The following is a 25,828-nucleotide window of genomic DNA, read 5'->3' on the forward strand; positions in this document are numbered from 1 at the left end:
TACTTTAACTGTCATCGGACTTTCCTATTACCAGGCCGCCATGCTCAATCCCTTGTGGCTCAAGACCTTCGCCGCCGCCGCGGCCGCTCCCAGCTTCACCGAGACCGCCCGGCGACTGGGCCTGGCCCAGCCCACGGTCAGCGAGCACATCCGCCAGCTGGAGCTGGCGCTGAACCGCCGCCTGTTCCAGCGCGACACGCACTCGCTGGCGCTTACCAGCGACGGCCGCAGCCTGCTGGTGCACGCGCAGATCATCCTGGACGCCCATGAACGGGCCGAGCGCCTGTTCGACGCGCCCCGCCTGCGCGGACGGGTGCGCCTGGGCACTTCCGACGACCTGGCGATGGGCCCCCTGCCCGACGTGCTCGCCGCCTTCCGGCTGGCGCATCCCGAGGTGGAGCTGGACCTGACCATCGGCGTCACCAGCGAGCTCTACAAGCTGCTCGACGACAACGGCCTGGACGTCATGATAGGCAAGCGCCGCAAGGGCGACCGCCGCGGCCAGACCCTGCACAAGGAAGCCCTGCTGTGGCAGGCCAAGGAGGGCCTGCGCGTGGCGCCCGGCGAGCCGCTGCCACTGATCCTGCTGCGCGAACCCAGCGTCACGCGCGGCCTGGCGCTGGATGCGCTGGCGCGCGCCGGCCGCAGCTGGCAGATCGTCTGCACCAGCACCAGTTACGCGGGCTGCCAGGCGGCCGCGCGCGCGGGCCTGGGCATCACGGTGCAACCCTCGCACCTGTCCACCGCCGGGCTGGCCGCGCCGGCGGGCGCCGCGCATCTGCCCGCGCTGCCGCAGGTGGAATTCATCGTGATCTCGGCGCCCGCGCCCAACAAGCCCACCCGCGCGCTGACGGAGATCCTGATGCGCAGCACGCTGACCTGAGCGCGGAACGCGCTACTCGGGCAGGTGGTCCGGCACGCCGTCTTCGTCGACCTGCTTGATGCGGTCCAGCGCGTTGCGCGCGGCCGACATGGCTTCCACCGTGCTGCGGAAGCGCCGGCTGATGAAGATCTCGAAGGCCTGGCTGTCCGGCTCGTCTTCCTTGGCCTCTTCCGGCGCCTGGGGCGGCGCGTCCGCCTGGGCCGCGGCCTCGGCGTCGCGCTCGGCCTGGGTCTTTTTCTTCGGCAGCCGCCGCGTTTCGATGAAAGCGCGCGGCGGCACGCGCCCCTCGGGTTGGGTCGCGTACGCGAGCACCGAAAATCCGTTGATGATCTTCTCAGCCATTGCGGTTCCGTGTGGCCGCGCCCAAGAAAGGCGCGATTTCTTATTACCGACTACGGCCCGCCGCCAGAAAACTTAAGCCAGCGCGGCCTGGCGCACTCGCACGTACGCCGTCACCTGGCGCAGCACGTCGGACAGGTCGGCCTGCAGCGGCGCGAAGCCCGCGTTGCGTTCGCGCGTGGCCTCGTCCATGTACAGCGGACGGCGGATTTCCACCTGCAGGCTATGGCGGTTCAGGGCCGGCTGGCCGATCTGCGCGATCAGCTGCACGCCCTTGTAGGGGTCGTTGCGAGCGACGGTATAGCCCTTGCCGCGCAGCGCCGTTTCGATCAGGGCGATGAACTCGGGTTCACAGGTCGTGCCGTCGCGGTCGCCCAGCACGAAGTCCGCCAGCGGATGCTCGCTCTTGCGGCCCAGGCGCTCATAGGCGTCGTTGGACATGGAATGCAGGTTCAGGTGCCAGACCGCGCCAAAGCGCTCGCGCACCTGCTGGATCGCCTGCGACAGGGCCGCATGGTAGGGCTGGTAATACGCCTCGATGCGATGGCGCACTTCGGCCAGCGTCAGCTTGCGATCGTAGATCGGCGTGGCCCGGTCCATCCTGCGCCAGATCAGGCCCTTGCCCAGGCGGGTCTTCTCGCCCGGGTCCAGCGGTTCGGGCCAGGGCTGCGCCAGCAGCTCGGGATCCAGATCCTGCAGCGTGCGGTTGGGGTCGATGTAGACGCGCGGAAAATTGGCGGCGATCAGCGTGGCGCCCAGGGCGGGCGCAGCCGACCACAACGCGTCCACGTGCGTGTCCTCGCCCTGGCGCAACTGCGCCAGGGTCGCCGCGGCGCCGAAATCGTCGGGGTAGCGCTCGCCGCTATGCGGCGAATCGCAAACCAGCGGCAGGGCCAGGCCCGTGGGCTCGTGTACGGAAACAGCGTTGAAGTCGGCGTGGGTCATCGTCAGTCAGCCTGGATGTTCGCAGTCTTGGCAACCTTGGCGTAGCGGGCCAGGGCTTGCTCGATCTGCACCTGGAATTCCTGGGGAGTGGTGCGCACCAGAGTACCACCCACCTCCTCGGCCTTCTTGCGGAACTCCGGATCCTCCTGCGCGGCGCGCACTGCCTTGTTCAGGCGTTCGACCACGGCGGGCGGCGTGCCAGCCGGCGCCACCAGGCCGAACCAGCCGCCCGTGCCCATGTCGGGGTAGCCCAGTTCGATGTAGGTCGGCACCTCGGGCAGGAGCGGCGAGCGTTCCGAGCCCAGCACCGCCAGCGCGCGCAGCTTGCCGCCCAGCACCTGCGGCAAGGTCGAGGACAGGTTGTCGGTGATCGCGTCCACCTGTCCGCCCATCACGTCATTGAGCGCCGGGCCCGCGCCGCGGTACGGCACGTGCAGCAGCTTGATGCCGGACAGCATCATGAAGTTCTCGATGTTCACGTGGCCCAGCGAACCCACGCCCGGCGAGGCGAAGCTGTAGCGTTCCGGCTGCTGCTTCGCCAGGGCCACGAATTCGGCCATGTTCTTGGCGGGGATATTGGGGTTGATGGCAAAGATGCTGGGCACGGCCACCACATTGGCCACCGGCACGAAGTCCTTCACCGGGTCGTAGTTCATCTTGCGGAACACGGCCGGGTTCGAGCCGTGGGTGCTCATCGTGGCCATGCCCAGGGTGTAGCCATCCGGCGTGGCGCGCGCCACCTGTTCCATGCCCAGCGAACCGCCGGCGCCGGCCTTGTTCTCGACCACGATGGTCTGCTTCAGGTCGCGGCCGGCGTACTCCGCCACCAGGCGCGCCACGATGTCGGTCGAACCGCCGGCGGCAAACGGCACCACCAGCTTGATGGGACGGACGGGGTAGTCGGCGGCTTGGGCGATGCCGGCAAAGGTCAGCGTGGCGAACATGCCGGCGAGCGCGCAGCGCGCGGACCGGCCCAGAAGGCGGCGGGACATGGGGATGGCTCCGAAAGTTGAAGGTCAGTCGACAAGGCCGCCAGTGTCCGAACTTTACGATCCCCTTTCAAACGACTATATTGCACGCGTTCATTACCGTTGATCATGCTAGATGCGACTGCACTCGCCCTCCATGTCCGAGCTGCATGCCTTCGTCACGGCGGCGCGCCTGGGCAGCTTCACCCGCGCCGCCGACATCCTGTGCGTGACCCAAGGGGCCGTCAGCCGCGCCATCTCGCGCCTGGAAGCGCATTTCGGCCAGCCGCTGATGTATCGCAATGCCCACGGGCTGACCCTGACCGAGACCGGCCGCCGTCTATACGAGGGCGCGCAGGCGCCGCTGCAGGCGATCGAAACGCTCAGCGCCGGATTGCGCGCCGACGACCGCCGCCTGCGCCTGACACTGTCCACCGTCCCGACGCTGGCCAGCGCCTGGCTGGTGCCGCGCCTGCCCGACTTCCACGCGCGTCATCCCGACATCCAGCTGGGCTTCGCCGCCTATCGCCGCAACGAGGATTTCTCGGGCGCGACGCCCGACGCCAGCATTCTGTCCGGCATGCCCGAGCAATGGCCGGGCTGGCAGGTGGACTACGTGATCGGGCGCGAGATGGTCGTGATCTGCCACCCTGGCCGACTGGCGACGCGGCGCGCCCAGGGTCTCTGGGACACCCCGGCCGGCCTGCTGGGCGAACCGCTGCTCTATCACTCGAACGGAATGGACAACTGGGCGCAATGGCTGGCCGCGGCTGGCGTGCCGCGCCCGGCCGCCCAGCTGTCCAATGGATTCGACCAGGTTTCCATCCTGGTGCGGGCCGTCATGGCCGACATGGGCATCGCCGTGCTGCAACGCTGCCTGGTCCACGACGACCTGCAGGCCGGACGCGTCGCGGCGCCTTTTCCCGACCTGCCCGTCCGCATTGCCCGCGGCTACCACCTGTGCTCCCCGGCCCAGCGCCGCGACCATTACGCTCTGGCCTGCTTCCGCCAGTGGCTGCTGGAAACCGCCGGACAGGATCCCGACGTGCTGGCCGCCAACCCGGCCTGAATCCCGGGCGCGCGGATACAGGCGGTTGCGGGAATCGGCCGGAAAAACACTACAAAATGAAAACGGGCTCCTGATCGGGAGCCCGTTACGGGTGCTGCACCACGCCGTCGGCGCGGCCTGGGAGGCTCAGGGTGCGAGCTTGAAGCCCAGGTCCACGCCCCACTTGTCGGTCTCGCGCAGCCACTTTGCGCCGCAATTCAGGCAACGGAAGTGGTCTTCGCGGCTTTCTTCGCGGCCTTTCTGCGTCGGATTGGTGAATCCCTGGTGACCCAGATGAGCATGCGGCGCGACGCCAGCAAGCCCGGGGTTAATGCGTTGGCAAGCCAGGCACATAACGCTCATTGGTGCTTCCCTACAAACATAGTTACTAAATTGTAAGGGATTCCACCAATACTTTTCTATCGTTCTATGACGATAAATCCAAAAATAATTGTTAACGCCACAATTAAACAACAGTCGGCAAGGCCGCCAGGCAGGTCGCCAGGTGGTACGGCGAGGTCGACGGCATGTCCTTGCGCACCACCGCTGCGCCCGCGTCCAGGCATTCGAACCAGCCGCCCGCGTGCAGGAAACGGTTCCGGAATGCGGCCAGGCCGGACTCCAGCGCGGGCAGGTCGCCCAGCACCGCCAGCACCCGCAGGTATTCGGTCTGCGCCCAGATCCGGCGCGTGTCGTCGATGACGGCGCCCGCCTCGCTCAGGGACGCGATCACGCCGCCCTCGTCCACGCCATGCCGCCGTGACCACTGCACGGCGCGCGGTAGCGATTCCGCCAATTCCAGGCCGTCGAAGACTTCCGCCGAACCATGCACCAGCGACAGCCATTCGAACTGATGTCCGGGTTCCAGCCGGTTGCCCGCCCCCCCCTGGCGTTCTTCCGAAATGCACTGCGTGGGCGCGTGCACGAAGAAGTGGCTGATGCCCTGGGCCAGGCTGCGCAGACGCTGCGCATATAGCGCCGGCTCCGCGACCTGCGCGGCGGCCAGGTAGGCCTCGGTCAGATGCATCATGGGATTCTGCGCGGGCGCGCGCAACGGCTGGCTCAGGTCTGGGCTGAGCGCCGCGTGATACAGCGAATCCGCCGTTTTGAAGCGCGCCTCGATGGTCGAGGACGTGGCCAGCATGAGCTTGCGCGCATCCGCGTTGCGGCTGCGGCGGAAATAGGCGGCGCAAGCCAGCACGATGAACGCGTGGGTGTACAGGTCCTGGGTTTCGTCCAGCGGGCGCGCGGCGGCGTCCACGCTATAGCGCCAGCCGCCGCTGGCCTCGTCGCGGAACACGCGCCGCAGCGACTCGAACAGCACGCCAGCATGCGCGCCCGCAGCGGCGCCCGGAGCTTCCGAGAACACATAGAGCTGGCGCGCGCAGGCCATCGCGCGGTAGCGCTCGGCAGGCAGCGGCGCTCCGGTGGCGGAATCCAGCGATTCAAAAGGCAGACCCAGCGCGCCATTGAAGCCCTGCCCCATCCACATGGGCAGGACGATGGAATCGTAATGGTCGCGAAATGCGCGGATGAGTTCCGCGAGAGAAGAGTTGGTCTGTGCGGCAGTCATCTTGGAACGGCGCATACCCGCTAAGGGCTCCAGATTTTGGAGCAGCAACGATAACCGAAATTTTCGCCGCAATTCCTTGAGTATGCTCCGAAGCGTCATGCTCACACAGACCGGTCCCGCCAATCAGCTCCGTCCAGGGCCAGCGCCCTATCGGAAGATGTTTTCCTCTACCCAGTTTTGCGCGAATACTTCCGCGCGATCACGTGCTTCGTCCAACGAAGCGCAGTTGCCCAAGTGGGAAAACGCGGCATCCACTTCGGTGCCGCCCTCGGCCGTAACCGTCAGCAATACGCCATATCCGCCGGTATCCATGGCCGCTGTGGAAACGTCGATCAGTACTTCCTGGTCACGATGCTGCATGTGCTACCTCCCAGTCGGTTACTTAAACGCGTGAACCACGCGTGACGTTGCGGGAGCAGAAATCCCGCGCAAATGAATAGACCTGCAAACGTCACGCAAGTTCATCTTACTGGTGACTCGATGACCGCGATATGCGGAAAAGCAGTCAAAGCGCGCATTCTGTCTCAGGAAATTCCCGTAGTCAGACACGAATAGTCGCGAAGCTGAGAAATACTGCGAAAACATTCGCAAAATGTGGGGGAATATCGCAGGCAAAACGATCAAGACGCGGCCAAACGCGGGGTGCGGCTCCGCTCCCGTTCGCTTGTCGACATTGTCGGATCCGCAACTGCCGCGAGTTGCGCGAATGCGCCTATCTCAGATGGATGGCGCCAGGCTCTTCCATGCGCAGCGAAAGCTTGCCCTTGTCGGTGATGAGCCAACGGCCGTCGGCGCCGGCCTCGATGCAACGCAGCGTCTCCAGCGCCTGCGCCACATGCGCGGGCACTTCAGTCTGGGTGGCGCCGGGCTCGCAGTTGTCGGCCACGATGCGCAGCCAATGACCCAGTTCACCTTTCTCGAAACGATGCAATGCCATGCGGTGTTCTCTCTTGAATACCCAACGATAGCATGGGCTAGGCCAACAGCCTGGGCAGCGACGACGCCAGCAGCGCCACGCCCGACGCGGTCAGCAGGCCCAGCACGATGCGGCGGAACGCCACGTCGCTGATGCCCACGTACACCCGCGTGCCCCATAAGGTGGGCACCAGCATCGCGGGCACGATCACCGCGAACAGCGGCAGCATGTCGCGGGTGACGACGCCGGTATATACATAGCTCGCCATTGTCACGATCAGCATGGACAGATTGAAGTTCTGGATCACCGCGCGCTGCACGTCGCGGTCGAAACGGCGCAGGGTGCACCACAGCGTGGGAATGACGCCGGTGAATCCGCCGATGCCGCCCATGACCCCGCCCATCGCGCCCGCCACGCCATCGGCGAATCTGCCGCCCGCGGTGATGCGCGGCAAGCGTGCCGCGAACAGCATGACCGGACACCAGATCGCCAGCAGTCCGCCGATCAGCGCCTTGAACAGCAGCGGATCCAGATACGGCAGCAGCTTGACTCCCAGCGGTATGCCCAGCAATCCGCCCGCGATGAACGGCAGCAGCTGCGCCGTGGCGAATCCCCGGCGCACCGTGAACGCCGCCAGCAACTGGCCGGTCAGCGAGCCGAACACCACCATGGCGGCAGCCAGCTTCGGGTCTATCGTCCAGGCCCAGAACGACATGGCCACCATGCCGAAGCCGAAGCCCGACAGGCCCTGCACGAAACCGGCGGCCATGGCGCCCGCCGCGACCAGCACATATAAGGAATCCATATCCGCCGCACGCCCGCAAGAGATGCCGGATGACTCCCGGCGCACGACATTCTAGAACGCGCCGCGCCCTGCTCCGTCCCGGCGCGCCAGCCCGCGCGCTACAACGGACGCAATGCCAGCGGCCGCTTCAGGCGGGTCGCGAGCGCCGAGGCCGCGACGCTCGCGGCGATCAGGGCCAGGCCCAGCGCCAGATCAGCCGAGATCCGTTCCCGGAAGACCAGCGACGACACGATCAGGCCGATCACCGGCACGCAGAGCATCGCAATCGAGGTCGCCACCGGCGGCATCTTCTGCGTCATGCCCAGCACCACGATGAAGGTCAGCGCCGTGGCCAACGGACCGGTGTACAGGATCACGGGCCAGGCCTGCGGCTCCGCCAGGAACACGGGCGCGCCATCGCGCAGCCATGCCAGCGCGGCCAGCGGCACCGCGGCGATGGCGGTTTGCCATGGAATCATGTCCGCGCCCAGGCGGATATGGCGGTTGCCGCGCAGCTGGATGATGTTGCAGGCCCACGCGAACGACGCGCCCAGCAGCATCGCCAGTCCGATCACCGTGTGCGCCTGCCAGGGGCTGAACGCGGGCGCCACGATGACGACGATGCCCGCGTAGCTCAACGCCGTGGCCAGCCATTGCGCCAGCGACAGGCGCTCCTTCAGGATCAGCGAGGACAGCGGAATAACCCAGATGGAAGTGGCGTATGCGATCACGGACGCACGTCCGGGCGCCACATACTGCAACGCCCAAAGGGCCAGCGCAGTGAACGCGCCCATCTGCAGCAGCGCCACGCCCGCCACCAGCGGCATTTCCTGCCGCGTGGGCAGGCGCAGGCGGCCCAGCATGCCCAGCACCAGCGCGCTGATCAGCGCGGCCGAACCGAACCGGCTGGCGGCCAGCCACAGCGGGCTCATGTGAGTCAGCCCCAGTTTCATGATGGGCCAGTTCCCGCCCCAGATGGCTACCGCGCCGACCAGCGGCAAAAACCTGCCCAATGTGCTCTGCTGACTCATTACTACCCAATCTACCGCTTGAATATTCTGCTTTCTGGCCAAATTGCCAAAGAGCGGAATAGTCTATAGGGTAAACCCCAGCATATTTCACCGCATTATTACGCATTAGCAGTCATACTCGGCACATCTGAACTGCCTTCGAACCATAACCAGGTGACTTATGCCGGAAATCAACCTGGATGCCACCGACATCCGTATCCTCAACGAACTCCAACGCGATGCGCGGCTGACCAATGTGGAGCTCGCCGCACGCGTGAACCTGTCGGCCTCGCCCTGCCTGGCCCGCGTCCGGCGCCTTGAAACCGAGGGATTGATAGACCGCCGCGTCACGCTGCTGAACGCGCGCAAGCTGGGCCTGAAGGTCAATGTGTTCATCCAGATCTCGCTGGACAAGCAGCGCAAGGCCGCGCTGGACGTATTCGAGCGCGAGATCGCCGTGCTGCCCGAAATCATGGAGTGCTATCTGATGTCCGGCGATGCGGACTACCTGATCCGCGCCCTCGTGCCCGATGTCGATGCCCTGGAAAGGCTGATCGTCGAACACATCACCCGCATTCCGGGCGTGGCCAGCATCCGTTCCAGCTTCGCGCTGAAGCAGGTGCTCTACACCACCGCCGTCCCCCTGGCCTGAAACGGCGCCGGCCGCCGCGATGGCAACTTGCGGGATCTCCGGCCTCAGCCCACAATGAAAGCGCCGCGCGGGCCACGAGCGCGCGCCGGCATCCCTCCCATCGCCTAGCAAGGAGAACACCATGCCTGAAACCGACTGGTTCCCCGGCGGCACGCTACCCGATCGTCAGGGCTATTTCGAAGTGGAATTCGACACGGGTGAAATCGAAATCACGCGCTACGGCCTGCTGGGCTGGGAGCCCGAGCAGGACCGCGGCCGCATCAAGCGCTGGCGCGGCCTGGACCCCGTCATCGAAGCCGCCGAGATGCAGCGCGAAAGCGCCGTGCGCAACAACGGCGACTCCCTGATCGGCTGAACCCCATGCGCCGCGGCGCGCCTTGCGCGCCGCTCAAAAACAAAAACGCCGCGGATTCCTCCGCGGCGTTCTGCTTTGCGCAAGCGATCAAAGATCCAGCTTCGAGATCTTGGTGCCTTCCAGCGATACGCCCGCCATCAGGCCGCCGTTGTTCATCACGAAGCCGACGATGGGTTGCTGCGCCGTGTTGGTATCGACACGTCCGTTCGCGCCAACGTTGACCACCGCGACCGTCGCATCGGCGCCCACGGTCCAGCCGCTGCTGGCGCGGAACTTGTTCAGCGCATCATCCGTCATGAACAGCAGGACCATCGCCTTGGATTGCGCGCCGGCCTGGAAGCCGATCGAGCCCGCCGTGGTGCTGTAGTACCCGGCGGTGGCGCCGCCAACTCGCAGCACGCCCTTGCCGTGCTCAGCACCGATGATGAAGCTGCCGCTCAGCACATCCGGAAAAATCAGCACGCCACGCGCGCGCGCCACCAGTTCCTTGGACTGGGGCGAGGCTTGGTAGAGCTTGCCTAGCGTGGCATCGGCCGCGCTGTTCAGCGACTGGCGCTGTTCAGTGGCGGTTGCGGAGGATTTGGGACTGGTGGTGGTGCAGCCCGTGAACAACAGGCCAGCCACACCGATTGCCGCGGCAGCCAGGCCAACGCGACGCAAGACAGGAAAAGTATCAAACATGGAACTCTCCTTTTTGTTGTCACCTTCTACCAATGTACCGGGCAAATCCGCCAGCGCAAGGCACACGATTGTGCGAAAGGAAACAAAACCTGCCTGCGGCCCGAACATCCCATTACTGGCGGCACCCGCCTCTACAAAATACCATAGCGCGGCTCGCCCGTGGACTCGTCCACCGCCACGATGCCCGACAGCACGAGCTCCGCATGTCGGCGCGCAATTCCCGCGTCGGCAAAGGTCACGAAGCGCGGCAGCGGCCAGCGCCGCTGGAAGTCCGCGCCAGTCGCGCGCTGCACCATCACCTCTATCGCCAGCACGCCGGCGTCCAGGTCGACGACCTGGCACTCCACCTGGAAACCATCGATATGACGCTGCGGCCACGCGCCCATGCCTTTGCTCCTGAAATAGCTCTTTCCGGCCGCAATATGCCAAAAATAAATCCGCTTGAAAAGCAATGTTTTCAAGAAGTTATGACGTACTAGAGCAGGTAGTGCGAACGCATCTTGCAGCCCGCGAAAATGGGCTCGAATCGGTCCATTTCCGTAGCCCGCGCACCCGGGCCGCGCAACGGAACGAAGCGCTGAGCAAAGGCTATTGTTCGTCCGCCGGGCGTATCCATTGCGCGTCCCACAAGCCCTCGCCGCGCTCGAGCGCCGCCGCCAAGGCCTGCTTGCGGCGCTGCGCCACGGCCGCTAGCAAGGCATTGCAGACGGAGAATGCGGCCGTGTAGGAATCGAAGGGCGAAGCGCTGGAGCTGCGTGCCACCAGCACGTGGTGTGCCGAGGCGGCGGCAGGCGCCGAAGCGGAATCCGTGATCAGGATCACCTGGCCGCCACGCTGCCGGAAGTACCTCACCGCGTTCGCGGCCGCGACTGAATAGCGCCTGAACGTAAACACAAGCAGCACGTCGGCCTCGTCGACCCAGAGCAACTGGTCTTCCAGGAACAAGGGGCCTGTCGCGACCATGGGCTTGACCGACGGCAGGCACAGATTCAGGTAGAGCGCCACATGGCTGGCCAGCGGCGCGGCCTGTCGTAGCCCGAGCACGTGTACCCGCCCCTTGCGCTGCGTCAACAGCCGCACCGCCGCCTCGAAGGCGGCCACGTCGATCGACGCATAGGTCTCCTTCAGGTTGTGCTGGTCATGCAGCAAAGCGTTGTGCAGGCAGGCTCGCGGCGACGGCTTGTCGGCGCTCACCGCGTCCGCGCGTTCGCCGGGCGAGGCCAGGCGCGCCGTCACTTCGGAGCGGGCCTCCATCTGGGCCTGCGCATAGCTCTCATAACCCAGCTTGGCCAGCAGGCGCACCACGGTAGATGCGCTGGTGCCAACTTGCCTGGCCAGCGCCGTCGCCGATTCCAGCAGGCTTTGTGGATAGCGCGCCTGCATTTCCTCGACCAGCAGCCGTTCCGACTTGCTGAGCTTGCGGCCGTAGCCGGCGATCCGTTGGTTCAGGTTCATCCTTGCACAGGTCCTAGGTGATAACCCCAAATTTCACAATGTGCATTGCATCTTATATTGCTGTCTGCAATATTCATTGCAAATTAGAGCAAACCCGCCGTCACCACAAGAGAATTCCATGAAGCATCACCCCCAGGGTCCGTCCCTGGCCCGCCGCAGCCTGCTCCTGGCCGGCCTGGGCGCGTCCCTGCTGCCGCTGGCAGCGCGCGCCAACGCCTATCCGTCTCGCCCCATCACGCTGGTCGTTCCCTTCCCCGCCGGCGGCTCCGTCGACCTGATCGGCCGGCTTTATGCGGACGCGCTGGGCAAGGCGCTGGGCACGAGCGTCATCATCGAGAACCGCGACGGCGCGGGCGGCGCCATCGGCAGCAAGCGCGTCGCGCGCGCCACGCCTGACGGCTACACGCTGGTCGCTTCCTCGCAAAGCTCGCATCTGGCCAATCCGCTGATGCGCGGCGACATCGGCTATGACCCGATCAAGGACTTCATTTCGATTTCGCAGCTGTCGCGCACGCCCAATGTGCTGGTGACCAATGCCGCCGTGCCCGCCCGCAATTTCGCGGAGTTCGTCGCCCTGCTGAAGGCGCGCCCCGATGAACTGCACTACGCCACCGCCGGCATCGGCAGCATGGGCCAGCTCAACGCCGAGCTGTTCAAGAACACCTTGCAGCTGCAGGCGGTGCACGTGCCCTACCGCGGCGGCGCTCCGCTGATCAATGCCCTGCTCTCCAACCAGGCGCAGTTCTCCCTGGACAACCTGGCGCCCTTCCTGCCCCACATCCAGGTCGGCAAGATGCGCGCGCTGGCAGTCGCCGCGCCCAAGCGGCTGGACTCCCTGCCCGACGTGCCGACCTTCGAGGAACTGGGCTATCCCGTGCTCAATTCCATGTCGTGGATCGGTCTGGCCGCGCCCGCCGGCACGCCGCCCGACATCGTCCAGAAGCTGCTGGCCGCCGTGCGCGCCGCCGCCAAGGATGACGGCATGCCGCAGTCCCTGGAAAAGGCCGGCGCGCTGCCGCCCGAAGAGCAGACGCCGCAACAGTTCACCGCCATGATGTCCGAGCGCCTGGCGTTGTACAAAGACCTGATCGACCGTGCCGGCATCCGTCCTGAATAGGCCAGAATCCCATGAAAAACCCCGCTTTCGAACCCGACACCGCGCCGCTGGAAGTCCTGCCGCGCGACCTCTCCGCCTACCGCGAGGGCAACGTCGGCATTCCCTACGTGCACCGTTTCGAGTCGGGCCGCCCCGGCCCGCACGTGCTGATCAACGCCATCACGCACGGCAACGAAATCTGCGGCATGGTGGCCGCGACCCATCTGCTGGACACCGGCGTGCGGCCCAAGATCGGCACGCTCACCGTCAGTTTCGCGCACGTCGAAGCCTATGAAGCCTTCGACATCGAGAACCCCTACGAAAACCGCCAGCTGGTCCACAACCTGAACCGCATCTGGTCGGCCGCCATGCTGGACGGCCCGGAAGACAGCCCGGAACTGCGCCGCGCGCGCGAAATGCGCCCCGTGCTCGACGCCGCCGACTTCGTGCTGGACATCCACTCCACGCGCGCGCCGGTGCAGCCTTTCTGGGTCTACAACGAATTGGACCGCAACACCGCGCTGGCCAGCGCCGTGGGCGCGCCGCAGGTGCATCTGGTGATGCCGCCCGAGCTCTTTCCGGGCACGGGCGTCATGGGCTACGGCCGCCACGGCGACCCGGACTCCGACAGCGGCGGCTCGCTGGTGGTCGAATGCGGCCAGCACTTCGCGCAGTCGGCCGCCGACCTGGCTACCGACGTCACGCTGCGCTTCCTGGTGCACACGGGCCTGATCGACGCGCCCGCCGGCATGGCGCCGCCGCCCGTGCCGCGGCGCTACCGCCTGCTCCAGGTGCACATGGTGAAGTCCGAGGACTTCGCCTTCACCCGGCCGGTCATCGGCTTCGAAACGTTCGCCAAGAATGAATTGATCGCCATGAACGGCACCGAGGAAATCCGCTCGCCCTGCGACGACTGCACCATCTTCATGCCCACGCGCATGCCCATCGTGGGCCGCGAAGCGGTGTACCTGACCGTCGCAATCTGACGACGCCGCGCAAGCGCCGGTCCGGGCTCCCTCAAAGATCCGGGATCAGGCGCTTGCCCATGCTGATGACTTCGTCTTGCTGGAAGCCCAGGCTTTCATAGAAGCCCTGCACCGCGGCATTGCCCGACCGTATCAGCAGGTTGATCTTGGGGCAGCCCATTTCCAGCAGCTTGCGCTCGACGGCGCGCATCAGCGTCGTCGCATGGCCGCGGCGCTGATGCGCGGGCGATACCGCCAGATAGTTGATCCATGCGCGATGGCCGTCATAGCCGCCCATCAGCGTCGCGACGATTTCCCCGTCCGCTACTCCCACCAGGAACAGGTCCGACTGCACCGTGAGCTTGCGCGCAATGTCCTTGCGCGGGTCGTTCCACGGGCGGGTCAGGCCGCAGTCGCGCCACAACTGGATGATCGCGGCTTCGTCGGTCGAATGGTAGGGCCGGATGGCGAGGGCTTGGACACTCATGCTTCGTTCCTTCAAGGAGGGCAACGAAAGCCTTGCAATACGCCTCGACAGCGGGACCAGCCAGAAAACAGAAAAGCCACGAGGAGTATCGTGGCTTTCAGGGAATGGCGCCGATGGATCAACGCCCGAACGTGACTGGCCACTCAACGTAGACGTCGAGTGATTCGTCGATAGGCTGCGCCGGACATCGGCGCGAAATGGGCTGCGTTCATGCGGGCAAGCATACACGAGGCCCCGCAGCATGGACAAGCCACGGACCTTCCATTCAATCGATTTCCGGCGCTGCCAGGGTGCCCTCCATGACCACCACGGCTTGGCCCGCCACCCCCGCCCACACGCCATCCGCACACGGTTCGGCGTGGGCCAGCAGCACGCTGGCGCGCCCCATGTCCACGCCCTGCTCGACCCGCAGGCGCAATGCGCCCTGGCCTCGCAGGACCGCCCGCAACGCCGTGGCGGCGGCCGTCGCGCTGCCCGTGGCGGGATCCTCGGTCATGCGTCCGGTAAACATGCGGGCCTGGATATCCGCGCCGCCTCCGGTGTCGGTGGTATAGGCATAGATGGACTTTGCGCCATCCAGCGGCAGCAAGGCCGCGTAGCCCGCGGGGTCGGGCACGGCCCGGCGCAAGGCCTCGCGGCTCGCCAGTTGCACGACCAGGAACTCCAGGCCCACCGACACCACTTGCGGCTCATGTTCCGTCATGTCGATGTCCGCCGGGTCCAGCCTCAAGGCTCGCGCCACCGCAGCTGCCGGCGCCACACCCGCGCGCGACAAAGGTTGCGGCGCCTGCAGCTCCGCTCCGTCCACGTCCTGCGCGCCTTTCCGCAGCGCAATCCGGACCAATCCCGCCTCCTCTTCGAACACGAAGGCATCGGGCGCCTGCCGCCCCGACGCGGCCATCTCGCGCGCCAGCGCCACGGCCGTGCCCACGTTTGGATGGCCGGCAAACGGCACTTCGCGGTCCGGCGTGAAGATGCGCACTTGGGCGGTGTGGACGGGATCCCGAGGCGGCAGCACAAAGCTGGTCTCGGAATAATTGAACTCGCGCGCGATGCGCTGCATCTGCGCCGTGCTCAGGCCCTGGGCATCGAACACGACCGCCAAAGGATTGCCACAATAGGGCTGGCTGGTGAACACATCGGCGGTGACGTAGCGGTAGCGCATGGAACTTCCTCTCGAACCGCGCGGAATGCGCGGCGACCCGGGAAGTGTGCGGGTCCTGCATCCGATCCGCCAGTCACAGTGCGGGCCAATTCAGGCCATAACAGCTGACGAAGCCGGGTAGACTAGGCGCCAGGATCCGCGACCGGCTCGCGGCGTCCCACGGCCCAGAGGGAACATCATGTCCACAGTGCGCACATACTTCCAGGACCGGCTGCCGCCGGACCAACTGGCGCGGCTCGTGCCGGCCCGGGAACGCTTCTTCCTGGAGAACATCGTCGACCTCGACAGCGCCGTGGCAGCCATTCAGTCGCACTGCCACGCGCTGGGCTTGACCACTCTGGTGCGCAAGCAACCCTATAACGCCGGCCCCAGCCGCTGGGACCTGACCATGTTGCTGCCGAGTTGGATCGGCGCCATTGCGATGACGCTGTTTTCCGCCAGCACCCCGCGCGGACAACAGGCGGACGTCATCATCAAATTGCGCAGCAACAGCCTGCTGGAAGTGTGTTTTTCCCGGCCTGCGCCCAAGCGCGGCAACGCCCTGCCCTGACTTGCGTCCAGCCTGTCTCCGGTCAACGCGCCACCGCATCATGCCTAGTACAATGTCCCATATATGGGGATGAAAAGATGAAAAACAGTGCAAGGCTTGCGGAAGGACTCACTGTCGAAGCGGCGGTAAACCTGGCGGAAAACTGGGCTCGCGCCCATCACGCGGACGCCGATCGCAGCAGGAAGTTCGCTCTTCAATGGCATCGGGACAACAGCCCCCAGAACAGGCAAGGCGACGCGCTGCTGCGGGATCTCGCCTTCTTCTTCCAAGCCGCCTCCAATGATGCCGCCTACTGGCGCTCGGTCGGCGACTTCACCGAGGAAGCCACGGGCGCCTGGGGCGTCCAGGCGCTGAAAGCCTTGGCTGGATTGAATTTCATCGGCCTCGCCGCCTCGATCATCCTGTTCGCCGCACGCGACAGCTCGGCCTTCACGGTGGGAGCGGCCAGCGCCTGCGGCCTGTTCCTGGCCGGACTGCTCCTGGCTTATCCCGCGCTCAGGCTCACCAACATTTCCCGCGCCACCGCCAATGCCGCCTCGGCCGCGCAAAGCCGCGAAGCGCGCTCCGCATCGACCTGGGAACAATTGCGCTCGGCCAACGACGGCAACCCCAACGTCGGCCGCCGTGAACGGAAAATCGCGCTGCGCCTGGCCGCCACCATGGCCGCCACCGCCACGGCGGGCTGCGCGTTGCTGATCGCGACGGTGTGGTTCTAGCTGCCAGCCGGTCTACGCCACCGGCGTAACCGCCCTTCCCGTCCTGAAGAACGACACCAGATTCCGGATCGCCAGCTCCGCCATCTGACGCCGCGTCTCGTGCGTAGCGCTGCCAATATGCGGCGCCAGAATCACGTTCGGCAGCTGGCGCAGCGGGCTCGGGCCCAGCGGCTCGCTCTCGAACACGTCGAGCGCCGCTCCCTGGATGATGCCGTTGGCCAGCGCGTGGCACAGGTCCGACTCGTTGACGACCGAGCCGCGGGCGACGTTGACGATGACGCCGTCCGGACCCAGCTCCTGCAATACGGTGGCGTCGACGATATGGCGCGTGGCCGCGCCGCCGGGGCATGACAGGACAAGCACGTCGACGTGGCGCGCCATGGCCGGCAAGGAATCGAAATGCCGCCACGGCACCGCCTGGCGGGCGCGGCCGAAGTAGCTGAGGTCCACCTCGAACGGGACCAGGCGCTGCGCGATCTCCTTGCCAATACGTCCGAGGCCGACGATTCCCACCCTCTTGCCCGCGAGACTCGTCCCCAAAGGAAATGGGGATTCTTCCCAGGCGCCTGCGCGCACGAAGCCATCGGCCTCGGGCAGCTTGCGCAACAAGGCAAGCAGCATCCCCACCGCCAGTTCGGCCACGGCCTTGTTCAACACGTCGGGGGTGTTGGTCACGACGATGTTCTTTTGCCGCGCGTGATCCAGCGCGATCCCGTCGTAGCCCACCCCGTTGGTCGTGATGATGCGCAAGCCCGGCAGGCGGTCGATGAGTTCGGCCGGAATCCGGTAGTTCGAACGCGTGACGATGCCCGCGACCGAGGCCACCTGAGCGGGATCGTTGCGCAGATCATCCTCATCGAGCAACGTGAACAGCGAACGGAACTGCGCTTCCACCGAGGCGGGAAAAACCCCGATCTTCAGCAGCTTCGGAAACTCGCCACCTACGGGCTGTTCCGCCGGTTCTTGGCCAGCCACGGCCGTTTCATTCATCTTCATGGATTTGCGCCTCAGGGCTATAACATTGGGAATTCAGAGCAAACGCCCATCGCATCATGGACATCAAGTGCATGCAGAGTTTCGTCGCGGTCGTCGAGGCGGGTTCGTACGCCGAAGCGGCGCGCAAGCTGGACCTGACCTCGGCCGCCATTGCCGCGCGCATCAAGGCGCTGGAAATGGACCTGGGCGTGGCGCTGGTGAAGCGCTCGGGACGTTCCGTGCGGCCCACCGAGAGCGGCATGCGGATACTGGAGGGCACCAAGGCGGCCATCCGGAACCTGCGCGATCTGCGCGCGATGGCCATCGACGGCGACCAGCCCGGCGAATTCCGCGTCGGCTGCTTTGTCTCGGCGCTGACCAACGTCCTGCCGCCCATACTCAAGTCCCTGTACCGCCGGCATCCGGACGCCTCGGTGTTCGTCACCCCAGGCGGGTCCATAGACCTGTGCGGCAAGGTGGTCAGCGGCGAGCTCGATGCCGCCATCGTGGTGGAACCCCAGTTTGCCGTGCCCAAGAGCTGTCTCTGGCAGCCGTTCATGGAAGAGCCCCTGGTGGTGGTGGCTCCGGCCCATCTGGCGGACATGGACGCCCATACCCTGCTGTCGACACAACCTTTCATACGCTATGACCGGAACATCTACGGCGGCCAGCTGGCCGACCGCTACCTGCGCGACCACCAGATCTGGCCCAAGCAGCGCCTGGAGATAGACGGCCTGCTCGCCATCGTCGCGCTGGTGCACGAAGGGCTGGGCGTCGCGCTGATTCCGGACTGGTCCTCCATGTGGAAGTCGCTGGACGTGGCGCGCATCCCGCTGCCCAACCGCGCGCCCGTGCGCAGGAACGGCCTGATCTGGAACACGCGCGGCCACCACGCCAAGATGGCCGCGTCCATATCCCAGGACGCCAAGGCCATCTTCGGCGGCGCGCAAGCGCGCCAGGCAGACGAGTAGCCCTACTTCGATTTGCCCGGCGCTGCGCGCAGGAAATCGAAATCGACGCCCTTGTCGGCCTGGGTCACGGTATCCAGGAAGAGCTTCTTGTAGCCGCGCTCGGCCGTGGGCGGCGTGACCGGCTGCTCGCGGCGGCGGCGTTCAAGCTCTTCGTCCGGGACCAGCAACGCGATCTCGCGCCGGCTTACGCTCAGGCGTATGCGGTCGCCGTTCCTGACATAGGCCAGCGGGCCGCCTATGGCCGCTTCCGGCGTGACGTGCAGCACGATGGTGCCGAAGGCGGTGCCGCTCATGCGGCCATCCGAGATCCGGATGATGTCCTTCACGCCCTGCGCCGCCAGTTTTTTCGGGATGGGGATATAGCCCGCCTCCGGCATGCCCGGCGCGCCCTTGGGCCCGATGTTCTTCAGGACCAGGATGTCCTGCGGCGTGACGTCCAGGTCGGGCGCGTCGATGCGGCCGGCCAGATCCTCGGCATTCTCGAACACCACGGCGCGCCCTTCATGCTCCATCAGCCCGGCGTCGGCGGACGACTGCTTGATGATGGCGCCCTCGGGAGCCAGATTGCCGGACAGCACGGCGATGCCGCCCTGCGGATAGATCGGGTTCTGCCGCGTCCTGACCACGCTCTGCGCGAATCCCGGCCCCGCGCGCTCGATTTCCTCGCCCAGCGTCTTGCCCGTCACGGTCAGCGCGTCGAGCTTCAGCAAGGGCTTGAGTTCTCGCAGCAGCGTGGCCATGCCGCCCGCCTTGTGGAAGTCCTCCATGTAGTGCTGGCCGGACGGCTTGAGGTCCACCAGCACGGGCGTCTCGCGCCCCATGCGGTCCAGCGCCTGCAGATCCAGGTCCAGACCGAGCCGGCCGGCGATGGCGGTAAGGTGGATGATGCCGTTGGTGGAACCGCCGATGGCCAGCAGGACGCGCATGGCGTTCTCGAAAGCGTCCGCAGTGAGGATCTTCGAGACGGACAGGCGCTGCCTGGCAATCTCGACCGCCTGCGCGCCCGTGAGTTCGGCGATGCGCATCCGGTCGGCCGTGACCGCCGGCGGCGTCGCGCCGCCAGGCACCGTCATGCCCAGCGCTTCGGCAATGCAGGCCATGGTGCTGGCCGTGCCCATGACCGAACAGGTGCCCACGCTGGCCACCAGCTGGTTGTTGACGTCGGCGATCTCCTCGCCGTCGATCTCCCCGGCCCGGAACTTGCCCCAGTATCTGCGGCAGTCCGTGCACGCGCCTACCCGCTCGGAACGGTGCGAGCCCGTCAGCATCGATCCCGTCACCAGCTGGATCGCCGGAATGTCCGCGGACGCGGCGCCCATGAGCTGGGCCGGAACCGTCTTGTCGCATCCGCCTATCAGCACCACGGCGTCCATGGGCTGCGCGCGTATCAGCTCCTCGGTGTCCATGGACATGAGGTTGCGCAGGTACATGCTGGTGGGATACGAGAAGCTCTCGTGGATGGAGATGGTCGGAAAATCCATCGGCAGTCCACCGGCGAACATGATGCCGCGCTTGACGGCCTCCAGCAGCTGCGGCGCATTGCCGTGGCAAGGGTTGTAGGCGCTGCCCGTGTTGGCGATGCCGATCACGGGACGGTCCAGCGCGCCATCCGTGTAGCCTGCGCCCTTGATGAAGGCCTTTCTCAGGAACAGCGAGAATCCGCTGTCGCCGTAGCTGGTCAGGCCCTTGCGCAGGCCGCTGGCTTCGTCCTGCGAGGGTCCGGTGGTTTTCTTGCTCATCTTGTTCAAGCCGCTTCCAGTTAGTTTGCAGTGATGCCGCCGTCGCGGATGACCTTGGCCCACTGCTCGATTTCAGCGTTCAGCCGCGCCTTGGATGCTTCCACGTCGAGCGCGTCGGCGTAGACGCCTTGCTGCAGCAGCTGAGCCTTGGCGTCGTCCTTGGCAAGCGCCGTCGTCAAGGCCTTGTTGATCTTGGCGACGATGGGCGCGGGGGTACCCGCCGGCGCCATCACCCCGAAGAGCGAACTGACGTTGAAGCCGCTGAAGCCCTGCTCTTCGGCGGTGGGGATGTCCGGCAGCATCGACACCCGTTGCGGCGTCAGCACGGCCAACGGACGCAGCTGCCCGGATTTGATGAACGAAATCGCGGCGGGCACCGTCTCCGTCATGGTTTCCACCTGTCCGCCGACCAGGTCGGTCATGGCCGGACCGCTGCCGCGATAGGCCACGTGCACGATGTTGACGCCTGCGATCTGCTTGAACAGCTCCATCGCCATGCGCTGCGGAGCGCCGGCGCCCGACGACGCGAAATTGAGTTTTCCTGGATTTGCCTTCGCGTAGCTCACCAGATCCGCCAGCGACTTGATCGGCAGCTTGGGATTGACCACCGCCACCAGCGGCACGAAGCCGACCACGCCCGCCGGCGCGAAATCCTTGCGCAGGTCGTACGGGATGGTGTCCTTCTCCAGCGTCGCCATGACCGAGTGCGAGGTCAACGCCCCCATCAGCAGCGTATAGCCGTCCGGCTGCGCGCGCGCGACTTCGGCCGCGCCGATGTTGCCCCCGGCCCCGCCCCGGTTCTCGATGACGACCTGGCCGCCGATCTGCTCGCTCAGCCGTTGGCCCACGATGCGGCCGATGACGTCGGTCGCGCCTCCCGGCGGGTACGGAATGATCAGCCGGATGGGCTTGCTGGGATAGTTGTCGGCCGCTTGCGAATGCGCGAGGCCGGGAATGGCGAACGCGGCCGCCGCGATGAGGGCGGCCAGGGTGGAATGAACGTGCTTCTGTGCTGCGCGTCTACAGAACATATGCGTCTCCCGATGGGTTCTTATGGCTTGGAAGCTATCGACGCATGTTCGCAAACTCTCGCCCGCGGAAAGAGAAAAAATTTTATGTTCAGTCAAAAAAATCCATGCGTGCCGCGAGGCGTTCCGGCGAGGGAAATACGCCCCGCGGCGCGTGGAAACTCAGCCCGCCGCTTCCTCGTCCTTGAGGATCTGCATGGCCTTGCCCAGGGCGATCTGGTAGCGCCGCTGCTCCTTGGCGACCTGGTCCGGCGTCCATTGGTAGAAGCCCTTGAGCGCAGGCGACTTGACGCCGATGTTGCCCTGCTCCACCAGATCCAGCATGAGCCGGCTCGGCGTTTCATCGGTGCGCAGGTGCGGATACATGGTGGCCGCCGCCGCGCAATGGATGTCGATGCCGGCCAGGTCCTTCTGCAGCAGCGGGCCGGCCGCGATATAGCGGAATCCGAAGCCGTAGCGCACGGCCGTGTCCACGTCCTCGGCCGAGGCGAACCCCTCCTCGACCAGCGCGATCGCCTCGCGCATGAGCGCATGCTGGATGCGGTTGGCCAGGAAGCCCGGCACGTCGCGCTTGACCTGCACCGGCTTCTTGCCGGTGTCGCGCATGATGCGGCTGACTTCTTGCGCCACGGCTTCGTCGGTCGCCTCGCCGCGCACCACTTCCACCGCCGGCACCAGGTGGGCCGGCATGAAGTAGTGCAGGCCGACCATGCGCTCGCGAGTCTGCAGCCCTGCGCCTATCGCGCTGATGGGGAAGCTCGACGAATTGCTGGTCAGCGGAATGGACGCTGGCGCCAGCTGCTCAAGGCGGACAAAGACCGCGCGCTTGGTTTCCAGCAGCTCCGGCACGCACTCGACCACGATGCGCGTGTCGCTCCAATCGATTTCCTCCATGGTTGCGCTGGTGACGATGCGGCCGGCGTCAGCCTGACCGCCGATCATTTCGCTGGAGGCGTTCACGCGCTGCGTGGCCGCGGCGCGCGCGGCGGCATCGGGCTCCACCAGCCACACGCGCCATCCCGCCGCGTGAAAGCCGGCGGCGACATCGGCCCCCATGGTGCCCGCGCCCAATACGATTGCCTGATCCATCTTGTCTGATCCTTTCTTGGTGGTTGGAGAATTCCGGGTTCAGAGAGCCTGCGCCGCCGGCGCCGGCAGATACATGGGCTTGCCCGCCACGTCGAGCTCGACGCGCAGGATGCTCGCGGAACTGGACTCGGTGATGTAAAGCGTGCGGCCCGCCGGCCCGCCAAAGGCCAGATTGGTGGTGTGCAACCCTTCGGGAGACTGGATGCGGGCGACCGGCTGGCCCAGGGCGTCCATGCACCAGACGGCGCCCAGGCCCACGTGGGCAATGCAGAGGCCTCCACGTGCGTCCAGCGCCAGCCCGTCGGGACCGCCGCCGCCCGACATCTGGATGAACGTGCCGACCTTGCCGACCTGCCCGTTGCGCAGCAAGGGCACCTTCCAGATGGCGTTGGCCCGCGTCGCCGCGACATACATTGCGTGTTCGTCCAGGTCCATCACCAGGCCGTTGGGACTGGGGATGCAGTCGAGCAGGCAATCCAGCCGCCCGTCGGGCCGCAGGCGGAACAGGCGTCCGGTCGGATCCTGCCAGCCGGTCATGCCCTGGTCGGTGAAGTAGAGATCGCCGGCCTCCGAGAAGAACAGGTCGTTCACGCCCTTGAAGCGTTCGATGTTGTAGCGTTCGAGCACGGGGCGCACCTCGCGGCGTTCCAGGTCGAACTGCATGATGCCGTGCTTGTAGTCGGCAACGAAGATGCGGCCGTCGCGGTGGAACTTGAGCCCGTTGGGCCAGCCGTCGTACTGGACCAGCGGTTCGAACTCGCCCTTCGCATCGACGCGCAGGATGCGGCCGTTGACCACGTCCACGCAATACAGGAGGCCGTCCGGTCCGAAGGACGGTCCTTCCAGCAGCGAACGCGGGGGATTGCCGTAAGGCTGGCTGGCCACCCACTCGTTCAGGTCCTGGCCCTGCCATTTCAGTTCATCGGGCAGCCGCGCGAATACGCTCGCCTGGATCTTGGGAACGGGGTCGTAGAACATGGAGGGTCTCCTCGGATTTTCAGGACGGAAATCTTCGCGTTCCGTTTCGCCCGAAATTCTAAGGAGAGCCAACTATTTAAGGAAATAAAATATATTGAACGAGATTTTCAAAAAAAACGATTATTGACCCACCCCGCTCCATGGCGGGTTCTCCCGCCAGCCACGGCCGCAGTCTGCGCCGAGGTCCGACGCGACCGCCATCAAGTCAAGATACGATGACGCGTCCTTTGCTTGTGGTCTGCCGCTATATGCTTCGTATCGCGATCCGCTCCATCCTCGTGTTTGTCCTTGCCGCCGCCGCGTTCCTCCTGCTGCGGGACACCGGCGCCGCCAGGCTGATGCACAGCGAAGACTCGCAATTCGGCAAGCTGCTCGTGTTCGAGGAAAACGGCGAGCGCTGCATGAACTTCAACTCCATGCAAGACGTCGGCCGCCAGACCTGCATGAACCTGGACCATCCCGAACGGCTGGTGTTCTCATACACCCGCATGATGCTGACGTCGCTCTACATCAAGCCGCAGCCGAAGAACATCCTGATCGTCGGATTGGGAGGCGCAACGCTGCAAAAGACCCTGGCTGCGCTCTTGCCCGATACGGTGATCGATACCGTGGAGATCGATCCCGCCGTGGGCCGCGTCGCCTCGCGCTACTTTGGCTACCGGGAAGGGCCCAGGCAACGCCTCTTCGTGGAGGATGGCCGCGCCTATATCGAACGCGCCCACCGCGACGGCCAGCGATACGACATGGTGATGCTGGACGCGTTCGATGTCGACTACATACCCGAACACCTGATGACGCTGGAGTTCCTGCAGCACGTGCGCGGCATCCTCGCGCCGGGCGGCGTGGCCGTGGCCAACACCTTCACCAACAGCCAGCTTTACGAGCGCGAGTCGGCAACCTATGCCGCCGTATTCGGCGAGTTCTTCAATCTGCGCACGGGGAACCGGGTCATCATGGCGATCAACGGCGAGCTGCCCGATGCCGAGCAGCTATCCCGCAACGCCCGGGCCTTCGACGCGCGCCTCGGGCCTTTGGGAGTCGATATGCGGGAAGCCTTGGACAGGTTTGCCCGCATGGGCGCAATCAACAGCCAGACGCCGCTGCTGCGGGACTGAACGCGCTAGCGCTCGCAACTCCAGTACGGGCAGCCTGAGCGCGCCACGATTGCCGCGGGCAGTTCGCCCACCTGCCGCAGCATGCCCTGCATCGCCGCCGCCTGCGCTTGCAGCGCTTTCGAATCCGTCCGGTACTGCCTCTGCTGGTCCAGCAGGAACCGCATCGTCAGACGCGCCTCGCGCGCCTTGTCCACGTCGAGCTGGGCGGAACCTCCCTGGAAGATTGCCGCATAGAGCTGCGACTGGATCGCGCAGTACTGGTCCGCCGCGGTCAAGGCCTGTTGCGCCGCGGCGCCCGGGAAGAATTTCCGCAAGTCGGCGGCCTGGGCGCGGCAGAGCTGATAGCGCGGTGGCATGAATGTCCCAAGCAAGGCCAGGTCGCGGTCGCCGGACTTCGCGCAATGCCGCAGGTCCGGCTCTTGCGATCCCTTGGACGCGGCATCCGTCAGCGCATCCTGGATGCACTCGTCGATCGTCGACGCCTTCCACAATTCCCGGCCCGATCCCAGCAGTCCCATGTTCCCCAACGTGCGCTCAAACCGCGCGACCGTAAGCTGCGATTGCATGTTCAAGTCATGGTGAGCGAGAGCCACCGCGGCAAGCGCCGCGGCGCCGGCCGCGCCCGTCATGCCCAGCAGCACAGCCGCCGCCAGAGGCCGCAGCCTTTCAGCGTACAGCGCGATACCCGCCAGCAGCGCGCCCGCCAGCAAGCCGCCCAGGTGCGCGGCGTTATCGACATCGAAGGCGAAGCCCGCGCCAAACGTCAGCACCAGGCTCAACAGCAGATTGCCCGGCGGCACGTGCGGACGCCCCTTGCTCCGGTCATACAAGCCATAGACGACTGCCGCGCCGAAGATGCCCAGGATCGCGCCCGACGCGCCGCAGCTCAGGAAGAACTCGTCGCGATGCCACAGCGCCGTGACCAGGCTGCCGCACAGGCCCGACAACAGGTACACGCCCAGGAACACCAAGGGGCGCATGCGGGCTTCCAGTATCAGCCCCAACGACCAGAGCGCCAGCATGTTGATCGCCAGGTGCAGCCAGCCGATGTGCAGGAACATGCTGGTGAACAGGCGCCAGTACTCGCCCGACAAGGTCAAGGCAGGCACATTGCCGCCCCAGTCGATCAGGAAGGAAGTCTGGCTCAGGCTCTCGAACGCTCGCGAATCGAGATAGGCGATCACGAGGTACACCGCGATATTTGAGAGGATCAACAAGAGCGTGATCTTGCTGGCGGCGATTCTTCCGATGAGCGACGTGCGTTGGAATGAAGGCATCAGGATGGCGGATCAATGAAATGGGCTTTATCTTAACCAGCCTCGCGCAGCGCTGCAGGGACGCTCTG

At 65.7% G+C, this 25,828-nt stretch carries 30 protein-coding genes; 10 read left to right on the forward strand and 20 right to left on the reverse strand.

The window, feature by feature from the left end; genetic code table 11:
- Positions 1-40 precede the first annotated feature (40 nt).
- Positions 41-883, forward strand: a complete 843-nt coding sequence (locus tag HWY37_RS29840) for a LysR family transcriptional regulator (RefSeq protein ID WP_175207268.1) — start codon at positions 41-43, stop codon at positions 881-883.
- Between the two features lie 12 nt (positions 884-895).
- On the opposite strand, the gene HWY37_RS29845 is transcribed toward HWY37_RS29840, so the two are convergent.
- From HWY37_RS29845 to HWY37_RS29855, 3 genes are all read right to left on the reverse strand, one after another.
- Positions 896-1,225 carry a hypothetical protein gene (locus HWY37_RS29845; protein ID WP_176090481.1) on the reverse strand — a complete coding sequence of 110 codons (330 nt, stop codon included), beginning with the start codon at positions 1,223-1,225 and terminating at the stop codon, positions 896-898.
- A 72-nt stretch (positions 1,226-1,297) separates the two neighbouring features.
- On the reverse strand, positions 1,298-2,167 hold the full coding sequence (locus HWY37_RS29850) for an N-formylglutamate amidohydrolase (protein WP_176090482.1): 870 nt from the start codon (positions 2,165-2,167) through the stop codon (positions 1,298-1,300).
- A 2-nt stretch (positions 2,168-2,169) separates the two neighbouring features.
- Entirely contained in the window at positions 2,170-3,159 is a 990-nt protein-coding gene (locus tag HWY37_RS29855; protein ID WP_176090483.1) for a Bug family tripartite tricarboxylate transporter substrate binding protein, read from the reverse strand.
- Between the two features lie 112 nt (positions 3,160-3,271).
- Between HWY37_RS29855 and HWY37_RS29860 the strand changes: the two genes are divergently transcribed.
- Positions 3,272-4,204 carry a LysR substrate-binding domain-containing protein gene (locus tag HWY37_RS29860; protein WP_176090484.1) on the forward strand — a complete coding sequence of 311 codons (933 nt, stop codon included), beginning with the start codon at positions 3,272-3,274 and terminating at the stop codon, positions 4,202-4,204.
- A gap of 126 nt (positions 4,205-4,330) precedes the next feature.
- On the opposite strand, the gene HWY37_RS29865 is transcribed toward HWY37_RS29860, so the two are convergent.
- The 6 genes from HWY37_RS29865 to HWY37_RS29890 all read right to left on the reverse strand — a co-directional run bounded on the left by HWY37_RS29865 (position 4,331) and on the right by HWY37_RS29890 (position 8,487).
- Positions 4,331-4,546, reverse strand: a complete 216-nt coding sequence (locus tag HWY37_RS29865; RefSeq protein WP_042792993.1) for a hypothetical protein — start codon at positions 4,544-4,546, stop codon at positions 4,331-4,333.
- 103 nt (positions 4,547-4,649) lie between these two features.
- The gene (locus tag HWY37_RS29870) at positions 4,650-5,756 is read right to left on the reverse strand and encodes an AGE family epimerase/isomerase (protein ID WP_176090485.1); all 1,107 of its coding nucleotides are present in this window, start codon (positions 5,754-5,756) and stop codon (positions 4,650-4,652) included.
- 147 nt (positions 5,757-5,903) lie between these two features.
- On the reverse strand, positions 5,904-6,116 hold the full coding sequence (locus HWY37_RS29875; protein ID WP_008159938.1) for a hypothetical protein: 213 nt from the start codon (positions 6,114-6,116) through the stop codon (positions 5,904-5,906).
- A 352-nt stretch (positions 6,117-6,468) separates the two neighbouring features.
- Positions 6,469-6,693, reverse strand: a complete 225-nt coding sequence (locus tag HWY37_RS29880; protein WP_175207262.1) for a hypothetical protein — start codon at positions 6,691-6,693, stop codon at positions 6,469-6,471.
- Positions 6,694-6,730: 37 nt separating this feature from the next.
- Positions 6,731-7,477, reverse strand: coding sequence for a sulfite exporter TauE/SafE family protein (locus HWY37_RS29885; protein WP_175207261.1), 747 nt, complete (start codon positions 7,475-7,477; stop codon positions 6,731-6,733).
- Positions 7,478-7,575: 98 nt separating this feature from the next.
- Positions 7,576-8,487, reverse strand: coding sequence for a DMT family transporter (locus HWY37_RS29890; protein ID WP_176090486.1), 912 nt, complete (start codon positions 8,485-8,487; stop codon positions 7,576-7,578).
- A 160-nt stretch (positions 8,488-8,647) separates the two neighbouring features.
- Between HWY37_RS29890 and HWY37_RS29895 the strand changes: the two genes are divergently transcribed.
- A complete protein-coding gene (locus HWY37_RS29895) occupies positions 8,648-9,118 on the forward strand; it encodes an Lrp/AsnC family transcriptional regulator (RefSeq protein ID WP_006226939.1) in 471 nt (156 codons plus the stop codon).
- A gap of 121 nt (positions 9,119-9,239) precedes the next feature.
- Complete coding sequence (locus HWY37_RS29900) at positions 9,240-9,473, forward strand: hypothetical protein (RefSeq protein WP_176090487.1); 234 nt, start codon at positions 9,240-9,242, stop codon at positions 9,471-9,473.
- A gap of 87 nt (positions 9,474-9,560) precedes the next feature.
- On the opposite strand, the gene HWY37_RS29905 is transcribed toward HWY37_RS29900, so the two are convergent.
- From HWY37_RS29905 to HWY37_RS29915, 3 genes are all read right to left on the reverse strand, one after another.
- Complete coding sequence (locus HWY37_RS29905) at positions 9,561-10,154, reverse strand: BPSL1445 family SYLF domain-containing lipoprotein (RefSeq protein WP_175207258.1); 594 nt, start codon at positions 10,152-10,154, stop codon at positions 9,561-9,563.
- Between the two features lie 131 nt (positions 10,155-10,285).
- A complete protein-coding gene (locus HWY37_RS29910) occupies positions 10,286-10,615 on the reverse strand; it encodes a hypothetical protein (RefSeq protein ID WP_246302444.1) in 330 nt (109 codons plus the stop codon).
- A 127-nt stretch (positions 10,616-10,742) separates the two neighbouring features.
- Entirely contained in the window at positions 10,743-11,609 is an 867-nt protein-coding gene (locus tag HWY37_RS29915; protein WP_176090488.1) for a MurR/RpiR family transcriptional regulator, read from the reverse strand.
- 118 nt (positions 11,610-11,727) lie between these two features.
- Here HWY37_RS29915 and HWY37_RS29920 point away from each other — a divergent pair, with 118 nt between their 5' ends.
- Together HWY37_RS29920 and HWY37_RS29925 are read left to right on the forward strand one after the other, a co-directional pair.
- Complete coding sequence (locus tag HWY37_RS29920; protein WP_176090489.1) at positions 11,728-12,726, forward strand: Bug family tripartite tricarboxylate transporter substrate binding protein; 999 nt, start codon at positions 11,728-11,730, stop codon at positions 12,724-12,726.
- A gap of 11 nt (positions 12,727-12,737) precedes the next feature.
- On the forward strand, positions 12,738-13,691 hold the full coding sequence (locus tag HWY37_RS29925) for a M14 family metallopeptidase (protein ID WP_175207255.1): 954 nt from the start codon (positions 12,738-12,740) through the stop codon (positions 13,689-13,691).
- A 31-nt stretch (positions 13,692-13,722) separates the two neighbouring features.
- On the opposite strand, the gene HWY37_RS29930 is transcribed toward HWY37_RS29925, so the two are convergent.
- Together HWY37_RS29930 and HWY37_RS29935 are read right to left on the reverse strand one after the other, a co-directional pair.
- Entirely contained in the window at positions 13,723-14,157 is a 435-nt protein-coding gene (locus HWY37_RS29930) for a GNAT family acetyltransferase (protein ID WP_175207254.1), read from the reverse strand.
- 265 nt (positions 14,158-14,422) lie between these two features.
- Entirely contained in the window at positions 14,423-15,322 is a 900-nt protein-coding gene (locus HWY37_RS29935) for a PhzF family phenazine biosynthesis protein (protein ID WP_176090490.1), read from the reverse strand.
- A 178-nt stretch (positions 15,323-15,500) separates the two neighbouring features.
- Here HWY37_RS29935 and HWY37_RS29940 point away from each other — a divergent pair, with 178 nt between their 5' ends.
- Positions 15,501-15,872, forward strand: a complete 372-nt coding sequence (locus HWY37_RS29940) for a hypothetical protein (protein ID WP_175207252.1) — start codon at positions 15,501-15,503, stop codon at positions 15,870-15,872.
- 77 nt (positions 15,873-15,949) lie between these two features.
- Positions 15,950-16,588, forward strand: coding sequence for a hypothetical protein (locus HWY37_RS29945; protein ID WP_176090491.1), 639 nt, complete (start codon positions 15,950-15,952; stop codon positions 16,586-16,588).
- A 12-nt stretch (positions 16,589-16,600) separates the two neighbouring features.
- On the opposite strand, the gene HWY37_RS29950 is transcribed toward HWY37_RS29945, so the two are convergent.
- Complete coding sequence (locus tag HWY37_RS29950; RefSeq protein WP_343061108.1) at positions 16,601-17,584, reverse strand: 2-hydroxyacid dehydrogenase; 984 nt, start codon at positions 17,582-17,584, stop codon at positions 16,601-16,603.
- Positions 17,585-17,640: 56 nt separating this feature from the next.
- Here HWY37_RS29950 and HWY37_RS29955 point away from each other — a divergent pair, with 56 nt between their 5' ends.
- Positions 17,641-18,534, forward strand: coding sequence for a LysR family transcriptional regulator (locus HWY37_RS29955; RefSeq protein WP_175207249.1), 894 nt, complete (start codon positions 17,641-17,643; stop codon positions 18,532-18,534).
- Positions 18,535-18,536: 2 nt separating this feature from the next.
- Here HWY37_RS29955 and HWY37_RS29960 read toward each other — a convergent pair whose 3' ends face one another.
- The 4 genes from HWY37_RS29960 to HWY37_RS29975 form a co-directional block, all read right to left on the reverse strand.
- A complete protein-coding gene (locus tag HWY37_RS29960) occupies positions 18,537-20,273 on the reverse strand; it encodes an IlvD/Edd family dehydratase (protein ID WP_176090492.1) in 1,737 nt (578 codons plus the stop codon).
- A 20-nt stretch (positions 20,274-20,293) separates the two neighbouring features.
- On the reverse strand, positions 20,294-21,304 hold the full coding sequence (locus tag HWY37_RS29965) for a Bug family tripartite tricarboxylate transporter substrate binding protein (RefSeq protein ID WP_175207247.1): 1,011 nt from the start codon (positions 21,302-21,304) through the stop codon (positions 20,294-20,296).
- Between the two features lie 159 nt (positions 21,305-21,463).
- The gene (locus HWY37_RS29970; protein WP_176090493.1) at positions 21,464-22,390 is read right to left on the reverse strand and encodes a 3-hydroxyacyl-CoA dehydrogenase family protein; all 927 of its coding nucleotides are present in this window, start codon (positions 22,388-22,390) and stop codon (positions 21,464-21,466) included.
- Between the two features lie 39 nt (positions 22,391-22,429).
- Entirely contained in the window at positions 22,430-23,368 is a 939-nt protein-coding gene (locus tag HWY37_RS29975; RefSeq protein ID WP_176090494.1) for an SMP-30/gluconolactonase/LRE family protein, read from the reverse strand.
- Positions 23,369-23,616: 248 nt separating this feature from the next.
- On the opposite strand from HWY37_RS29975, the gene HWY37_RS29980 reads away from it, so the two are divergent.
- Positions 23,617-24,483, forward strand: a complete 867-nt coding sequence (locus HWY37_RS29980) for a spermidine synthase (protein WP_176090495.1) — start codon at positions 23,617-23,619, stop codon at positions 24,481-24,483.
- Between the two features lie 5 nt (positions 24,484-24,488).
- Here HWY37_RS29980 and HWY37_RS29985 read toward each other — a convergent pair whose 3' ends face one another.
- Positions 24,489-25,760, reverse strand: coding sequence for a rhomboid family intramembrane serine protease (locus HWY37_RS29985; RefSeq protein ID WP_176090496.1), 1,272 nt, complete (start codon positions 25,758-25,760; stop codon positions 24,489-24,491).
- Positions 25,761-25,828: the final 68 nt, after the last annotated feature.

It is taken from the genome of Achromobacter anxifer, from assembly GCF_903652925.1.
GTDB classification, from domain to species: Bacteria; Pseudomonadota; Gammaproteobacteria; order Burkholderiales; family Burkholderiaceae_B; genus Achromobacter; species Achromobacter anxifer.

What these genes read in the sequence shown, in the direction of transcription:
- HWY37_RS29865 (WP_042792993.1), bottom strand. Translation starts at nt 4,546, where the DNA reads ATGAGCGTTATGTGCCTGGCTTGCCAACGCATTAACCCCGGGCTTGCT.
- HWY37_RS29945 (WP_176090491.1), top strand. Translation starts at nt 15,950, where the DNA reads ATGAAAAACAGTGCAAGGCTTGCGGAAGGACTCACTGTCGAAGCGGCG.
- HWY37_RS29840 (WP_175207268.1), top strand. Translation starts at nt 41, where the DNA reads ATGCTCAATCCCTTGTGGCTCAAGACCTTCGCCGCCGCCGCGGCCGCT.
- HWY37_RS29920 (WP_176090489.1), top strand. Translation starts at nt 11,728, where the DNA reads ATGAAGCATCACCCCCAGGGTCCGTCCCTGGCCCGCCGCAGCCTGCTC.
- HWY37_RS29980 (WP_176090495.1), top strand. Translation starts at nt 23,617, where the DNA reads ATGCTTCGTATCGCGATCCGCTCCATCCTCGTGTTTGTCCTTGCCGCC.
- HWY37_RS29930 (WP_175207254.1), bottom strand. Translation starts at nt 14,157, where the DNA reads ATGAGTGTCCAAGCCCTCGCCATCCGGCCCTACCATTCGACCGACGAA.
- HWY37_RS29935 (WP_176090490.1), bottom strand. Translation starts at nt 15,322, where the DNA reads ATGCGCTACCGCTACGTCACCGCCGATGTGTTCACCAGCCAGCCCTAT.
- HWY37_RS29965 (WP_175207247.1), bottom strand. Translation starts at nt 21,304, where the DNA reads ATGTTCTGTAGACGCGCAGCACAGAAGCACGTTCATTCCACCCTGGCC.
- HWY37_RS29885 (WP_175207261.1), bottom strand. Translation starts at nt 7,477, where the DNA reads ATGGATTCCTTATATGTGCTGGTCGCGGCGGGCGCCATGGCCGCCGGT.
- HWY37_RS29905 (WP_175207258.1), bottom strand. Translation starts at nt 10,154, where the DNA reads ATGTTTGATACTTTTCCTGTCTTGCGTCGCGTTGGCCTGGCTGCCGCG.
- HWY37_RS29845 (WP_176090481.1), bottom strand. Translation starts at nt 1,225, where the DNA reads ATGGCTGAGAAGATCATCAACGGATTTTCGGTGCTCGCGTACGCGACC.
- HWY37_RS29955 (WP_175207249.1), top strand. Translation starts at nt 17,641, where the DNA reads ATGGACATCAAGTGCATGCAGAGTTTCGTCGCGGTCGTCGAGGCGGGT.
- HWY37_RS29860 (WP_176090484.1), top strand. Translation starts at nt 3,272, where the DNA reads ATGCGACTGCACTCGCCCTCCATGTCCGAGCTGCATGCCTTCGTCACG.
- HWY37_RS29985 (WP_176090496.1), bottom strand. Translation starts at nt 25,760, where the DNA reads ATGCCTTCATTCCAACGCACGTCGCTCATCGGAAGAATCGCCGCCAGC.
- HWY37_RS29970 (WP_176090493.1), bottom strand. Translation starts at nt 22,390, where the DNA reads ATGGATCAGGCAATCGTATTGGGCGCGGGCACCATGGGGGCCGATGTC.
- HWY37_RS29975 (WP_176090494.1), bottom strand. Translation starts at nt 23,368, where the DNA reads ATGTTCTACGACCCCGTTCCCAAGATCCAGGCGAGCGTATTCGCGCGG.
- HWY37_RS29925 (WP_175207255.1), top strand. Translation starts at nt 12,738, where the DNA reads ATGAAAAACCCCGCTTTCGAACCCGACACCGCGCCGCTGGAAGTCCTG.
- HWY37_RS29960 (WP_176090492.1), bottom strand. Translation starts at nt 20,273, where the DNA reads ATGAGCAAGAAAACCACCGGACCCTCGCAGGACGAAGCCAGCGGCCTG.
- HWY37_RS29870 (WP_176090485.1), bottom strand. Translation starts at nt 5,756, where the DNA reads ATGACTGCCGCACAGACCAACTCTTCTCTCGCGGAACTCATCCGCGCA.
- HWY37_RS29895 (WP_006226939.1), top strand. Translation starts at nt 8,648, where the DNA reads ATGCCGGAAATCAACCTGGATGCCACCGACATCCGTATCCTCAACGAA.
- HWY37_RS29900 (WP_176090487.1), top strand. Translation starts at nt 9,240, where the DNA reads ATGCCTGAAACCGACTGGTTCCCCGGCGGCACGCTACCCGATCGTCAG.
- HWY37_RS29875 (WP_008159938.1), bottom strand. Translation starts at nt 6,116, where the DNA reads ATGCAGCATCGTGACCAGGAAGTACTGATCGACGTTTCCACAGCGGCC.
- HWY37_RS29950 (WP_343061108.1), bottom strand. Translation starts at nt 17,584, where the DNA reads ATGAAGATGAATGAAACGGCCGTGGCTGGCCAAGAACCGGCGGAACAG.
- HWY37_RS29850 (WP_176090482.1), bottom strand. Translation starts at nt 2,167, where the DNA reads ATGACCCACGCCGACTTCAACGCTGTTTCCGTACACGAGCCCACGGGC.
- HWY37_RS29880 (WP_175207262.1), bottom strand. Translation starts at nt 6,693, where the DNA reads ATGGCATTGCATCGTTTCGAGAAAGGTGAACTGGGTCATTGGCTGCGC.
- HWY37_RS29855 (WP_176090483.1), bottom strand. Translation starts at nt 3,159, where the DNA reads ATGTCCCGCCGCCTTCTGGGCCGGTCCGCGCGCTGCGCGCTCGCCGGC.
- HWY37_RS29890 (WP_176090486.1), bottom strand. Translation starts at nt 8,487, where the DNA reads ATGAGTCAGCAGAGCACATTGGGCAGGTTTTTGCCGCTGGTCGGCGCG.
- HWY37_RS29915 (WP_176090488.1), bottom strand. Translation starts at nt 11,609, where the DNA reads ATGAACCTGAACCAACGGATCGCCGGCTACGGCCGCAAGCTCAGCAAG.
- HWY37_RS29940 (WP_175207252.1), top strand. Translation starts at nt 15,501, where the DNA reads ATGTCCACAGTGCGCACATACTTCCAGGACCGGCTGCCGCCGGACCAA.